Origin of the sequence: Serratia sp. JSRIV006 (assembly GCF_019968685.1) — a bacterium.
Lineage (GTDB): Bacteria > Pseudomonadota > Gammaproteobacteria > Enterobacterales > Enterobacteriaceae > Chania > Chania fonticola_B.
Map to the genome: position 1 here is coordinate 1,341,339 of NZ_CP074137.1, position 14,091 is coordinate 1,355,429.

General features: G+C 54.5%; 15 protein-coding genes. 6 read left to right on the top strand and 9 right to left on the bottom strand.

What is annotated here, in order from left to right; genetic code table 11:
- Positions 1-99: 99 nt before the first annotated feature.
- The 3 genes from ribE to thiL are packed head-to-tail and all read left to right on the top strand — an operon-like array spanning position 100 to position 2,034.
- A complete protein-coding gene (ribE, locus tag KGP16_RS06045; protein ID WP_021805495.1) occupies positions 100-570 on the top strand; it encodes a 6,7-dimethyl-8-ribityllumazine synthase in 471 nt (156 codons plus the stop codon).
- Between the two features lie 21 nt (positions 571-591).
- Positions 592-1,008, top strand: a complete 417-nt coding sequence (gene nusB, locus KGP16_RS06050) for a transcription antitermination factor NusB (RefSeq protein WP_021180188.1) — start codon at positions 592-594, stop codon at positions 1,006-1,008.
- 45 nt (positions 1,009-1,053) lie between these two features.
- The gene (gene thiL, locus KGP16_RS06055) at positions 1,054-2,034 is read left to right on the top strand and encodes a thiamine-phosphate kinase (protein WP_223500970.1); all 981 of its coding nucleotides are present in this window, start codon (positions 1,054-1,056) and stop codon (positions 2,032-2,034) included.
- A 59-nt stretch (positions 2,035-2,093) separates the two neighbouring features.
- Here the strand turns inward: thiL and dinQ are convergent, their stop codons facing one another.
- From dinQ to xseB, 5 genes are all read right to left on the bottom strand, one after another.
- Positions 2,094-2,189, bottom strand: a complete 96-nt coding sequence (dinQ, locus tag KGP16_RS27650; protein ID WP_368443917.1) for a damage-inducible type I toxin DinQ — start codon at positions 2,187-2,189, stop codon at positions 2,094-2,096.
- 378 nt (positions 2,190-2,567) lie between these two features.
- Positions 2,568-3,542 carry an aldo/keto reductase gene (locus tag KGP16_RS06060; RefSeq protein ID WP_094981202.1) on the bottom strand — a complete coding sequence of 325 codons (975 nt, stop codon included), beginning with the start codon at positions 3,540-3,542 and terminating at the stop codon, positions 2,568-2,570.
- 120 nt (positions 3,543-3,662) lie between these two features.
- Positions 3,663-5,525, bottom strand: coding sequence for a 1-deoxy-D-xylulose-5-phosphate synthase (gene dxs, locus KGP16_RS06065; protein WP_021805492.1), 1,863 nt, complete (start codon positions 5,523-5,525; stop codon positions 3,663-3,665).
- Positions 5,526-5,546: 21 nt separating this feature from the next.
- A complete protein-coding gene (ispA, locus tag KGP16_RS06070) occupies positions 5,547-6,449 on the bottom strand; it encodes a (2E,6E)-farnesyl diphosphate synthase (protein ID WP_115158613.1) in 903 nt (300 codons plus the stop codon).
- 5 nt (positions 6,450-6,454) lie between these two features.
- The gene (gene xseB / locus KGP16_RS06075) at positions 6,455-6,718 is read right to left on the bottom strand and encodes an exodeoxyribonuclease VII small subunit (RefSeq protein WP_024483932.1); all 264 of its coding nucleotides are present in this window, start codon (positions 6,716-6,718) and stop codon (positions 6,455-6,457) included.
- A gap of 284 nt (positions 6,719-7,002) precedes the next feature.
- Here xseB and thiI point away from each other — a divergent pair, with 284 nt between their 5' ends.
- Positions 7,003-8,451, top strand: coding sequence for a tRNA uracil 4-sulfurtransferase ThiI (gene thiI / locus KGP16_RS06080; protein WP_037375262.1), 1,449 nt, complete (start codon positions 7,003-7,005; stop codon positions 8,449-8,451).
- Positions 8,452-8,629: 178 nt separating this feature from the next.
- The gene (locus KGP16_RS06085; protein ID WP_021805489.1) at positions 8,630-9,421 is read left to right on the top strand and encodes a DUF4198 domain-containing protein; all 792 of its coding nucleotides are present in this window, start codon (positions 8,630-8,632) and stop codon (positions 9,419-9,421) included.
- A 40-nt stretch (positions 9,422-9,461) separates the two neighbouring features.
- Here the strand turns inward: KGP16_RS06085 and yajL are convergent, their stop codons facing one another.
- Entirely contained in the window at positions 9,462-10,052 is a 591-nt protein-coding gene (yajL, locus tag KGP16_RS06090) for a protein deglycase YajL (RefSeq protein WP_223500972.1), read from the bottom strand.
- Entirely contained in the window at positions 10,015-10,926 is a 912-nt protein-coding gene (panE, locus tag KGP16_RS06095) for a 2-dehydropantoate 2-reductase (protein WP_021805488.1), read from the bottom strand. Before panE ends, yajL begins: the two co-directional genes overlap by 38 nt.
- Before the next feature lie 169 nt (positions 10,927-11,095).
- On the opposite strand from panE, the gene KGP16_RS06100 reads away from it, so the two are divergent.
- Positions 11,096-11,587, top strand: a complete 492-nt coding sequence (locus tag KGP16_RS06100) for a YajQ family cyclic di-GMP-binding protein (protein WP_021180179.1) — start codon at positions 11,096-11,098, stop codon at positions 11,585-11,587.
- 33 nt (positions 11,588-11,620) lie between these two features.
- Here KGP16_RS06100 and KGP16_RS06105 read toward each other — a convergent pair whose 3' ends face one another.
- Positions 11,621-12,985 carry an MFS transporter gene (locus KGP16_RS06105; RefSeq protein ID WP_024483938.1) on the bottom strand — a complete coding sequence of 455 codons (1,365 nt, stop codon included), beginning with the start codon at positions 12,983-12,985 and terminating at the stop codon, positions 11,621-11,623.
- 203 nt (positions 12,986-13,188) lie between these two features.
- Positions 13,189-14,079 (bottom strand): heme o synthase, encoded by an 891-nt coding sequence (cyoE, locus tag KGP16_RS06110; RefSeq protein WP_021180177.1) that lies wholly within the window; start codon positions 14,077-14,079, stop codon positions 13,189-13,191.
- Between the last annotated feature and the right edge of the window lie 12 nt (positions 14,080-14,091).

The window sequence follows — 14,091 nt, forward strand, 5'->3', positions numbered from 1 at the left end:
GGTGCAGCCGCGTTTTACAAAAGCGCCGCGCAGCCGGGCAAAGAATATGATAGAATCCGCCCCCCTGCGGGGTATTGAACCCATTTTTAAGGAAAGCCCATGAAAGTTATCGAAGGTGTTGTTGCTACTCCAAATGCCCGTGTGGCGATCGCAATTGCACGTTTTAACAATTTCATCAACGACAGCCTGCTGCAAGGTGCCATTGATGCACTGAAGCGTATCGGCCAGGTTGCTGATGACAACATCACCGTTGTTTGGGTCCCAGGCGCTTACGAGCTGCCATTAACCGCACGCGTGCTGGCTAACACCGGTAAATACGATGCGGTGATTGCTCTGGGTACGGTGATCCGTGGGGGCACCGCGCACTTCGAATATGTGGCGGGCGAAGCCAGCTCCGGTCTGGGCCAAGTCTCTATGAATACCGAGATCCCGGTTGCCTTTGGCGTGCTGACCACCGAAAGTATCGAACAAGCGATCGAGCGTGCCGGCACCAAAGCGGGCAACAAAGGCGCAGAAGCCGCCCTGACCGCACTTGAAATGATTAATGTAATCAAAGCTATTAAAGCCTGAATTTAGTTTAAGGGGAATTCCGTGAAACCTGCTGCTCGTCGTCGCGCTCGTGAGTGCGCTGTTCAAGCGATTTACTCTTGGCAGTTGTCTAAAAATGACATTGCCGATGTTGAACACCAGTTCCTGACGGAGCAGGATGTCAAAGATGTTGACGTCGCCTATTTTCGTGAGCTGCTGTCCGGTGTGGCAGTCAACGCAGGTATGCTGGATGGCCTGATGGCCCCCTTCCTGTCGCGCCAGCTCGAAGAATTGGGCCAGGTGGAAAGAGCCGTACTGCGCATTGCGCTGTTCGAGCTGAAAATGCGTGAAGACGTCCCTTACAAAGTGGCCATCAACGAAGCGATCGAACTGGCGAAAACCTTCGGCGCAGAAGATAGCCACAAGTTTGTCAATGGCGTGCTGGATAAAGCAGCCCCCAGCATCCGTAGGAAAAAATAAAATATAAGGCCGGGAAACCGGCCTTACTTCTTTGGAAGACGAATTATGGCATGTGGCGAATTTGATCTCATTGCCCGCTATTTTGACCGGTTCAAAAGTGTGCGCCGCGACGTACAGCTCGGCATCGGCGATGACTGCGCACTGCTTACAGTGCCGGAAAAACAGCTTTTAGCCATCAGTACCGATACCCTGGTTTCGGGTATTCACTTCCTGGCGGATATCGATCCCGCCGATCTCGGTTATAAAGCCCTGGCGGTTAACCTGAGCGACCTGGCAGCAATGGGCGCCGATCCCGCGTGGCTATCGCTGGCGTTGACGTTGCCGGAAGTGAACGAAGAGTGGCTCAAGGCGTTCAGCGATAGCCTGTTCGAACAGATGAATTACTACGGCATGCAACTGATTGGCGGCGACACTACCCGTGGCCCGCTGAGCATGACGTTGACGATCCACGGCCATATCCCGGTCGGGCGGGCGCTAACCCGCAGCGGCGCGCGTATTGGCGACTGGATTTACGTGACCGGTACGCTGGGCGACAGCGCCGCCGGGCTGGCAATCCTGCAGGATCGTTTGCAAGTGAGCGATCGGGCTGCTCAACAATATCTGTTGGCGCGCCATCTGCGCCCGCATCCGCGTGTGCTGCAAGGCCAGGCGCTGCGTGATTTGGCCAGCTCGGCGATCGATATCTCCGACGGTCTGATTTCCGATCTGAGACACGTGCTGAACGCCTCTGAGTGCGGTGCCCGTATCGAGCTGGATGAGTTGCCGCTGTCGCAGACGCTGACCAGCAATACCGATGAAGATCAGGCGTTGCGCTGGGCGCTGACCGGCGGTGAAGATTATGAACTGTGCTTCACCGTGCCAGAGATCAATCGGGGTGCGCTGGAAGTGGCATTAAGCCATTTAGGTGCGGATTACACCTGTATTGGCCAGATCGGCCCGCAGTCTGAAGGGATGAAGTTCTACCGCGATCAGCAAGAGGTTGAACTGCCTTGGCGTGGTTACGATCACTTCGGGAGCGCTCAATAGTTATTATTAAAGGTCGGAGGCGGCAAAAACCCCCGACCTTAGCTACGTTTCCACAGTCATCAATCGATGAGCCGGCGGATCAGTTCCAGCAGCGCAACCAGCGCTTTAAGAACGATGAGAACTTTATCAATCAAAGTTTTCATCCGTTTCTCCATCAAGTGGAGTGAGAACGCCGTTGCTTACTCATACGCTGCCTGTCACAACGGTTTATCCCGAATGTTAGTTAGGGATAGTTCAACTCCGGCCAGAGCACTGAAATCAGCACCACCTGTATTTCAGCCAGGACTTGAAGACGTCTATCCCACGCTGCGAAAGGCCAAAGTTTAACTATCACTATGACTAACCTCCTGATTATATCGGAGGGGTGAGTAAAAAACGAGCGTCAAATTGTACGAATTTGCACCTCTCAATCTTTTGTCTTATACTGGCCCGTGTTAGTTAGGGATAGTTCTACCCTGGTCAGAGTATCGGCCGAAACGCAAAAACCCGACCTCACCAGTCGGGTTTTTGCATTTTTGAGTACGCCTCAGTTGCTATTCAAAGCCGACCACATGATGTGGCACATAGGCCGTTTCTAATTCTGCAATCTCTTGCGATGTTAGCTCCAGATCAACGGCGGCTAAGGCATCGACCAAGTGTTCGCTGCGTGAGGCACCAATAATCGGCGCGGTAACCACTGGTTTACTCAGCAGCCATGCCAGGGCGATTTGCGCTCGCGAAACGCTGCGCTCTTCAGCAATAGTGGCTACGCGCTCGGCAATCAGGGCATCAACCCCTTCGGTAGCGTCATACAAGGTTTTGCCATATAGGTCGCTGACCAGACGCGCTGTAGTTTCGCCCCAGGGGCGTGTCAGCCTGCCACGAGCCAGCGGGCTCCAGGGAAGTACGGCAATCCCTTCGGCGGCGCATAGCGGGTGCATTTCGCGCTCTTCTTCCCGTTGGATCAGGTTGTACTGATCCTGCATGCTGACAAAACGTGTCCAGCCGTGCAGATCGGCGGTGTACAGCGCCTTGGCAAACTGCCAGGCGTACATCGAAGAGGCCCCGATATAGCGTGCTTTACCCGCTTTTACTACGTCATGCAGGGCTTCCAGCGTTTCTTCGATCGGGGTTTCATAGTCCCAACGGTGGATTTGCAGTAAATCGACGTAGTCGGTACCCAAACGCCGCAGGCTGTCGTCGATCGACTGCATGATCTTGGGGCGTGACAGGCCGCGCTCCAGGTTGCTCATGGCGTTATAGACTTTGGTGGCAATCACCACCTCGTCGCGGCGAGCAAAGTCGCGCATTGCCCGGCCAACGATCTCCTCGCTGCTGCCATCGGAATAGTTGTTGGAGGTATCAAAGAAGTTGATGCCCGCATCCAGCGCCTGCTTGATCAACGGGCGGCTGCTTTCCTCTGGCAGCGTCCAGGCGTGGTTGCCACGTGAGGGTTCTCCATAGGTCATACAACCCAAACAGATGCGGGAAATGTTGAGATCGGTGTTACCTAACTTTAGATATTTCATGCCTCTCTCCTGTGTACCGTTCAAAAAATAACTGTAGCGGAAAATGATGCAGAAATGATGGGCGTGGCGTTGAAGGGTGGGATTGATAAGGGCGCCCAGTGGGACGCCCTTTTGGTTAAATCATGCCAACCAGGTTTCGATCTGGCGCTGAATACCGGCCGCATCCAGGCCCAGATCGCTGCGGATCTCTTCCTGGCCTCCTTGTGGGATAAAGTAATCCGGCAGGCCAATATTCAGCACGGGCACCACACGGCGTTTGGCCATCAGCAGTTCGTTAACCCCACTGCCAGCGCCGCCCATAATGGCGTTCTCTTCCAGCGTCACCAACACTTCGTGGCTGGCGGCCATTTCCAGCACCAGCTGTTCGTCCAGTGGTTTGACAAAGCGCATGTCTACCAGCGTAGCGTTCATCGCTTCGGCGACCTGAGCGGCTTCCGCCAACAGGGTACCAAAGTTGAGGATGGCAATCTTTTCCCCTTCGCGGCGCACTATGCCCTTACCGAGCGGCAGTGCAGCCAGAGGTTCCAGCGTTGCACCCGTACCATTGCCCCGTGGGTAGCGTACCGCACTTGGGCCCGTATTATGGTGATAACCGGTGTACAGCATCTGGCGGCATTCGTTTTCATCGCTCGGCGTCATGATCACCATGTTCGGGATACAGCGCAGGAACGAAAGATCAAAGGCGCCCTGGTGGGTCTGGCCATCTGCACCGACAATCCCACCGCGGTCGATGGCAAACATCACCGGCAGCTCCTGGATCGCTACGTCGTGGATCACCTGATCGTAGGCGCGCTGCAGGAAGGTAGAGTAAATCGCCACCACCGGCTTGTAACCGCCGATCGCCAATCCGGCGGCGAAAGTCACCGCATGCTGCTCGGCGATCGCCACGTCGAAATATTGCTGCGGATAGTCACGAGAGAACTGCACCATGCCGGAACCTTCGCGCATGGCTGGCGTGATCGCCATCAGTTGGCTGTCTTTGGCCGCCGTTTCACACAGCCATTCACCAAAGATCTTGGAATAGGTTGGCAGGCCGCCAGCGCTTTTTGGCAGGGTGCCGCTGGCCGGATCGAATTTTGGCACCGCGTGGAAGCTGATCGGATCCTTTTCTGCCGGAGCATAGCCACGGCCTTTCTTGGTCATGATATGCAGTAACTGCGGGCCTTTCAGGTCACGCATGTTTTTTAGCGTAGCGGCCAATCCCTGCACGTCATGCCCGTCTACCGGGCCAATGTAGTTAAAGCCCAGCTCTTCAAACAGCGTGCCGGGGACCACCATGCCTTTGAGGTGTTCTTCGGTACGCTTGAGCAGTTCTTTGATCGGCGGTACGCCGGAGAGTACCTTCTTGCCGCCTTCGCGTAGCGTGGAGTAGAGCTTGCCAGACAGCAGCTGCGCCAGATGATTATTCAACGCTCCGACGTTTTCGGAGATCGACATTTCGTTATCGTTCAGCACCACCAGCATATCCGGGGTGATGTCGCCAGCGTGGTTCATGGCTTCGAACGCCATGCCTGCGGTGATGGCACCGTCGCCTATCACGCAGACGGTACGGCGGTTTTTGCCCTCACGCGCGGCGGCCACGGCCATACCAAGACCCGCGCTGATCGAGGTTGAAGAGTGGCCAACGGACAACACGTCATATTCACTTTCGGCGCGCCACGGGAAAGGGTGCAGGCCGTTTTTCTGGCGGATGGTCGAGATGCGGTCACGCCGACCGGTCAGGATCTTGTGTGGGTAAGCCTGATGGCCAACGTCCCAAACCAGGTGATCGAAAGGAGTGTTGTAGACGTAATGCAGTGCCACCGTCAGCTCGACGGTACCCAGCCCAGACGCAAAGTGGCCACTGGAGCGGCTGACGCTGTCCAGCAGGTATTGCCGCAGTTCATCACACAACTTCGGCAGGCTTTCTTTTGGCAATGAGCGGAGCTCTTCAGGATTTTCCGCTAAGGCCAAGGTCGGGTATTTGGCTATATCAAGACTCATTCAGTACTCATATCAGAGGAGTTAATTGTCGCGTTCAATAATGAAGTTGGCCAATGCACGTAACGGTGCGGTGTTATAAGATTGTGTGGCCAACGAGTCTAATGCGGCCAAGGCTTCCTGATAGAGATCCCACGCTTTTAACTTGGCGCTGTCAAGCCCAAGTAGTGCAGGGTAGGTACTCTTGCCAAGCTGTTGGTCGGAGCCTTGGCGCTTACCGATTTTTTCGGTTTCGCCCACGACGTCGAGAATATCGTCCTGCACCTGAAACGCCAGCCCTATGGCGGCCGCGTAACGGTCAAGTTCAGGGAGTGCAGCACGGCCCGGCTCACCGGCGGCCAAAGCCCCCAAGCGAACCGCGGCACGGATCAGCGCGCCGGTTTTATGGCGGTGGATCTGTTCTAGTGCCTGTAGATCGATCTGCTTACCTTCGGCTTCCAGATCCAGCGACTGGCCACCGCACATACCGGCAACGCCGCTGGCTTTGGCCAGTTCGGAAATCATCGCCAGCCGATCGCGCAGGGTTACATCGGGCATGTCGGCGTCAGCCAGGATCGAGAAAGCCAGCGTTTGCAGGGCATCGCCCGCCAGAATCGCGTTAGCTTCCCCGAATTTGATATGGCAGGTTGGCTGGCCGCGGCGCAGATCGTCGTCATCCATCGCTGGCAGATCGTCATGGATCAGCGAATAGGCATGGATGCATTCCACCGCCGCCGCTGGGGCATCCAGATTCTCCAGGCTCAGGCCAAACATTTGCCCGGTGGCGTAAACCAGGAAAGGCCGTAGTCGTTTACCGCCCAGTAAGGCGCCGTGACGCATCGCCTCAACCATTTTGCCATCATTGAACGGCAGCGGAGCGATATAGCCAAGCAGTGCGCGATCGCTGCGCTGATGGAAGGCCTGTAACTGATCGTGGAACTCAGACATCGTAATTACTCAGCGTCCGGGGTAAAAGGGGTCAGTGCGGCATCGTCGTTCTGGTCGTTGAGCAGGATCTGTACTCGCTGCTCCGCCTGTTGCAGCTTCTGTTGGCCCTGGCGAGCCAATTGGACGCCACGCTCAAACTCATTAAGCGCATCTTCCAGAGGCAACTCGCCAGATTCCAGCCGGGTTACGATACTCTCGAGTTCGCTCAGAGAATTCTCAAAGCTGATGCTTTGCTCTTTACTGTCTGATTGTGCAGGTTTTTTCGCCATAGTTTTCTTTTTACATCATCATGTGAACAGTGGGGCCCGAGCCTATCCTAGCGGATCTTGATTAGCAAATCATGGCACGTCTATGTGGTTTTGTGCACGGCGCGCATGCAGATAGTGATATACTTCGCGCCCAGATAAGATTGATAAAAGCTCGGCCAGCCCGCGATTTTATCAATCTTATCGCCATTGTATACCTAATAGCCTTGCAGTGGCAGCTAACCACGGCCGCTGAAACCCATAGGGCAGAGGTATTGCCTAATTTTCATCAGACTATAAAGACCGCCATGAAGTTTATCATTAAATTGTTCCCGGAAATCACCATCAAGAGTCAATCTGTGCGCTTGCGCTTCATTAAGATCCTGACTACCAACATCCGTAACGTCCTGAAGCAGTATGATGAAACTCTGGCGGTTGTCCGTCACTGGGATTTTATCGAGGTGCGTGCCAAAAACGAAGATCAGCGCCCGGTGATTGCCGATGCTCTGACGCGTATTCCCGGCATTCACCATATCCTGGAAGTGGAAGATCGCGCCTATACCGATGTCCACCACATCTTTGAGCAGACGCTGGAAACCTACCGCGAGCAACTGGAAGGCAAGACCTTCTGCGTGCGGGTGAAACGCCGCGGCAAGCATGAGTTCAGCTCGCAGGATGTAGAGCGTTACGTTGGTGGCGGTTTGAACCAGCATATTGAAAGCGCGCGCGTCAAACTTTCTCGCCCTCAGGTGACGGTAAATCTGGAGATCGATGACGACAAGCTGATGTTGGTCAAGGCGCGCCGCGAAGGCATTGGCGGCTACCCGATTGGCACTCAGGAAGATGTGCTGTCACTGATTTCCGGCGGTTTTGACTCTGGTGTTTCCAGTTATATGCTGATGCGCCGTGGCTGCCGTGTACATTATTGCTTCTTTAATCTGGGTGGCGCGGCGCACGAAATTGGCGTCAAGCAGGTTGCCTACTATCTGTGGAACCGCTTCGGCAGCTCACACAAGGTGCGCTTTGTGGCGATCGATTTCGAACCGGTGGTCGGTGAGATCCTGGAAAAGGTCGACGATGGTCAAATGGGCGTGGTGCTCAAACGCATGATGGTACGTGCCGCTTCCCAGGTTGCTGAACGTTATGATGTGCAGGCTTTGGTGACCGGCGAAGCGCTGGGCCAGGTTTCCAGCCAGACCCTGACCAACCTGCGTCTGATCGATAACGCCTCCGATACCCTGATCCTGCGCCCGCTGATCTCGCATGATAAAGAGCACATCATCAACGTGGCGCGTGAAATCGGCACTGAAGACTTTGCCAAGACCATGCCGGAATATTGTGGTGTGATCTCAAAAAGCCCGACGGTCAAGGCAATCAAAACCAGGATTGAAGAGGAAGAAGGGCACTTTGACTTCGAGATCCTCAATCGCGTGGTGCGCGAAGCGCGTAACGTCGATATCCGCACTATCGCAGAAGAAACCAGTCAGCAGGTCGCCGAAGTAGAAACCGTGGCTGAATTCAGCGCTAACGAAGTGATCCTGGATATCCGCTCGGTGGACGAGCAGGAAGAGAAGCCGCTGCAATTGGCGCAGGTGGAAGTCAAACTGCTGCCGTTCTACAAGTTAGGCACGCAGTTTGCCGATCTCGATCAGAGCAAAACCTATCTGCTGTACTGTGAGCGCGGCGTAATGAGCCGTTTGCAAGCGCTGTACCTGCTGGAGCAGGGCTACGCTAACGTTAAAGTCTACCGCCCGTAATCTGCGTTGCAGGGTAGCAATGCCGTTTCTCTGGTGTTGCTATCCTTGACCACTTCCTCTGCTTGATCCTCTTTTTTTCTCTTTCCCCTCGAATAACTTTGACATAGTGGCTTACTTTGGTTTATTTATTGTTACGTTATAACATATCTTTTGTGTGGATTGGGAAAGGAGCAGGTTAATGCAGTTGAAAAAGTTGGTGGCGATACTGCCTTTTTGGTTTGTCAGCCATTCGCAGGCCCATTCGTTATGGGTTAATGCGTTACCCGCTGCGGGCGGGCAGAGCACGATAGAGCTCGGTTATGGAGATGAGTTCCCTACCGCAGAAGCGATCCCTGAAGATCGCCTGCACATTTTCGCACCGGCACAGCTGATCGGTAAGAATGGGGATCTGATGCTGAAGCCTGGTAAAGAGAATTACCAGTTCGTGACGGAAAAACCGTTAGCCAAGGGTAGCTATGCCGCTATCGCTATCTATAACCCCACCTATTGGTCGAAAAATAAATCGGGATGGCAACAGCAGAGCAGGACGGAAATGCCAGACGCGCTTTACTGCGAGCGGGCCTCCATGTTTGGCAAAACCATTGTGAACATCGATGGGGCGACAGAGACCGCAGTCATCAGCCAGCCGCAGGGGTTGCAGCTGGAAATTATCCCGTTAGCCAACCCGGCCACCATCAAGCCAGGGCAGCCGTTGCCAATACAGGTATTGTATGACGGGAAACCGCTAAAGAATGCCGATGTGACGGCGACGTTTGCCGGATTTGGCGACCAACACGAGCACCACGGGCATACGCATAGTCATGCCAAAGCCTTTTTGAATCAGACCGACGGCAAGGGCAAAGTCAACGTTTACCCGCTGAAGGCAGGATATTGGGTAGTCGAAACCGAACATAAACTGCCTTATGCGGATAAGGCGAAATGTGATGAATCCGTGTTGCTTTCAACGCTGACCTTTACCATCAGCGAATAAGCCATTGGCTTGGCAGGCCAGCCGGCCTGCCAATATTGCTTCAATCGCGGAAGTCGTACATGCCGGGGATCAGTACCAGCTGTGCCGCTATCTCAGCCGCTTTGGCCTTACCCAACAGCAAATCGATCAGTTTCAGGGCAAATTCCATCGAGGTGCCTGGCCCTTGACTGGTGAGCAGGTTGACGCGTGGGTCGAACACGACGCGTCTTTCCATCCACTGATCTTCCGGAATTTGCTCTTTCAGGCCAGGGAAGCCGGTCATATTGCCGATCGGGAACAGTTGGTGATGCTGCAATACCAAGGCCGGTGCCGCACAGATGGCGGCGACAATATTGCCTTGCAGATGCATCTGGCGAACTTTTTCCACCAGCAACGGGCTATCGCGAAAACACTCTGCTCCCTTGATACCGCCAGGTAAGACGATGGCGTCAAAGTGGTCATCAACAATTGCCACCAAGGGGGCGTCTGCCAGCAGCTTGACGCCGCGTGAGCAGACGATGGTCAGGCCACCATCACTGGCAACGCTGGCGGTCGTTACTTTGACACCGGCGCGAACCAGCAGGTCGATGGTGGTTACGGCCTCGGTTTCTTCACTACCAGGTGCCAGGCAGACCAATACCGATACGCTCATAGCTATTTTCCTTGCGTTTAATGATTTCAAACAGCCGGGTATTTTCTGGCAACGGAATGCCGTGGCTGCGTCCGCGACGCAGCAAATAACCGGTAATGTAGTCGATCTCGGTGTGCCTTTGAGAACGGATATCCTGGAGCATTGAGGAGATGTTGTCCGCCGTTGACTGGATCACCTGCATCACATAGAACACCAGGCTTTCGCACGAGGTGTGGTGACCTTCCATCTCCATCACGCTAGCCACTTCACGACAGATAAGCTCTATCTGCTCAGGATAGCGTTGCAGATCGCCATTACGGCAGTCATACAGCACGGTTAGCGGGTTAATGACGCAGTTGACCGCCAGCTTGCGCCAACTGGCCGAAGCAATATTGTTATGCCAGGCAACGTCGGGCAGAGCCTGGTGCAGGATCTCTGCCAGATGGCTGAGGTGGGTGGCTTGCTGGGTCGTTGGGCCGATGTGGGTGGTGCCGTTGGCGACGTGCACAATGGTGTTACCATCGTGGCGTGCGGCATGGGTGGTAATTCCCTGAAGCACCGGCTGGCTGTGCGGTGGCAATTCCTCTTGAGTCCCTATGCCGTTATGCAGCAGCAAAATGGCACAGCGAGGGTTTAATTTGGGCAGCAATGCCGTCACCGCGCTGGAAACCTGCCAGGCTTTCAGCGTGACCAGCAGCAACTCACTTTGCCGCAGGTGTTCAGGATCGTTGGTGGGTAAATTACGGTTAAACGAGGTGCCGTCGGGTTCAATGACGTTGACCGCACAAAATGGCTGGGGCACCCGTAACCATCCCTGTACATCGTGGCCCTGCTGATAGAGTTTGGCTAGCCACAGTTGTCCGAGCGCGCCGCAACCAAGAATGGTTATTTTCATTTCATCTCCCTGGTTTTCGGAAAGACCACTGATGCATCCTTTTGATTATAGGCTTTTCTGTTGTTGAACGTCTTGTTCAGGCATATATCTGAATTTTGCCTGAAACCGCAAAGCGGGTATCATGCACGGCAACGAAATCATACAGCACCCATTCAGGAGGAAGAGAAGTATGCCATCTTTCGACATCGTTTCCGAAATTGATATGCAGGAAGTTCGCAACGCCGTTGATAACGCTACCCGCGATCTCAGCACCCGTTGGGATTTCCGTAACGTACCGGCCAGCTTTGAGCTGAACGAGAAAGACCAAAGCATTAAGGTCGCCAGCGAGTCTGACTTCCAGGTGCAGCAATTGCTCGATATCCTGCGCGAAAAACTGATGAAACGCAGCATTGAAGGCGGTGCGCTGGAAATCCCGGAAGAACTGACCCACAGTGGCAAAACCTACAGCGTGGATGCCAAGCTCAAGCAGGGGATCGAAAGCTCAATGGCGAAGAAGATCGTCAAGCTGATCAAAGACAGCAAGCTGAAGGTACAGGCGCAGATCCAGGGTGATGAAATCCGCGTTACCGGTAAGGCACGCGACGATCTGCAAAGCGTGATGGCGCTGATCCGTGGTGCCGATCTGGGACAGCCGTTCCAGTTTAAAAACTTCCGCGATTAAGTTGTGCAGGGCCGGTAAACCGGCCCTATTGTTTTAAAGCGCTGCGATCAGGGCTTCCAACTGACCGCGATTGGTCTGTTTGGTATCTACCTTCACGTAAGCGCTGCGCTCCTCGGGAACCACGACCGCCTCCGCTACGCCCGGCTGAGCCAGCAAACGGCTTTGCAACGCCGAATCTTTTACCGCCAGTTCAGACAACGTGATACGCAGGCTGCTGACGTAAGGCGGTTCTTTCATGGTGCTGCTGACCACAAACCAGACGGCGGCAAGTACCGCACCGGCGATAAAGACCAATCCTGCTCCCTGAAAACCATATAACCAGCCGCCCACGCTGCCGCCGATGGCCACGCCAATAAACTGGCTGGTGGAGTAAACCCCCATCGCCGTGCCTTTATAACCCGCCGGGGACTCTTTGCTGATCAGCGAAGGCAGGATAGCTTCCATGACGTTAAACGCCATAAAGAACAGTTGCACTCCGGCAATGATGCCCCATAGATGCTGGCCAGAAAACCACAGTACCACCTCGGCGCAAAACAGTACCGCCACGCAGCCCATAAAGACCTGCTTCATACGGCGGTATTTTTCCGCATAGATGATAAACGGCACTACGGCAATGAAGGAAACCAGCATGGTGACCAGATAGACTTTCCAGTGGTCCGCAGCGGCTAGCCCAGCTTTTTCCATCGCCAACGGTAGGGCGACGAAACTGGACATCAGCAAGATATGCAGGCACAGGATGCCAAAGTTGAGTTTCAACAGCCGCGAATTGTTCAGCACCTTGCTAAAACTGCCCCGCACGATGCTCGATTCCCGGTTCAGCACGTGTTCGTCGGCAGAAGGGACGACCAGTAAGGTAATCGCGATACCAGCCAGTGACAGCACGGCAATCATCCAGAACAGCGCATGCAAACCGAAAGCATGGGTCACTATCGGGCCCACCACCATGGCGATAGCAAAGGTGATACCGAAGCTGATGCCGATAAACGCCATCGCCTTGGTACGGTTCTGTTCGCGGGTTAAATCCGACAGCAGCGCCATTACCGCAGCGGCTATCGCCCCGGAACCCTGCAATGCACGGCCAAGAATGATGCCCCAGATAGAGTCGCTTAAGGCTGCGATCACGCTGCCAAGGGCGAAGATCAGCAGCCCGCCGACGATCAGTGGCTTACGGCCAACGCGGTCCGAAATCAGGCCGAAGGGGATCTGGAATACCGCCTGCGCCAGGCCATAAATACCGATAGCCAGGCCGATCAGGGCCTCGCTGGCACCGTGCAGCGCCATCCCATAGGTGGTCAGTACCGGTAACACCATAAACATGCCAAGCATGCGCAGTGAGAATACGGTTCCCAAGCCCCAGGTCGCACGGCGTTCTTGGGGCGTCATTATATTGTCGTTCATCTTGACCTCAGTAAAGCCTATTCCAACGGGCTAAGTAGGGGGGACTTAGCCTGTTGGAATAGCCTCGGCAAAGTTGCGTCATTCTAGTGCGAAGGGCAGGGGGGGTAAATCGAATGTTGTTTAACAGATATTACAGTTGGCGTGCTTTTCTCTGAAACAAATAAAATGGGCCGCTGAGCGGCCCATTCGCAGACATCCGCTGTTTACCAAGCGTAGGTTAACAGGGTTTCTGGTGTAGCACTGGCACTGAAATCGATCGACATCATTACGCTAAGTGAAGTAATGGCCACGATTGAGAACACAAACAGTTTGCGCGCCCAGACGCTGTCATTTTCCGCTTTGTAGCCGCGTAACGCCATGCCCAGCCACCACACGCTCACCGCCGCTGCGACGATCAGGTATTTGTAGCCAGCATAACCGCCCAGGGTCAGCATCAGCGTGGCGATCATAAACGCCAGGATGTAGAGCGTAATATGGTTTTTGGCAACGGAGATGCCTTTCACCACCGGCAGCACCGGGATATTGGCTGCCTGGTAATCTTTAAAGCGGAAGATGGCAATCGCATAAGAATGCGGCATCTGCCACAGGCTAAAGATAGCCAGCAGGATCAACGCACCAGCGTCAAACTCGTTAGTGACCGCGCAGTAGCCAATAACCGGTGGCGCGGCCCCAGACAGGCTGCCGATCAGCGTGCCATATACCGAGTGGCGTTTCATGTACAGGCTGTAAACGCCGACATAAACCACAAAGCCCATCACCGCCAGCCACATGGCCAGCGGGTTGGCTGCGATATACAGCAGTGCAAAACCAGCAATACCCAGCAAGGTAGCGTAAACCAGGCTCACACTCGGCGCGATCAGGCCTTTTACCAGCACCCGGTTCTTCGTTCTCTCCATTTTCTTGTCGATGTCGCGGTCAATGTAGTTGTTAAATACACAGCCCGAGGCAACCACCAACGAGACCCCTAACAGGGTGGCGAGAAACAGGGGATAGTCGATGCTCCCTTTGGAAGCGAGCAGGAATCCCCCGACGACAGAAATTAAATTACCGAAAATAATTCCTGGTTTAGTTACTTGCAGGTATTGCTTAATCATCACGTCCAGCTC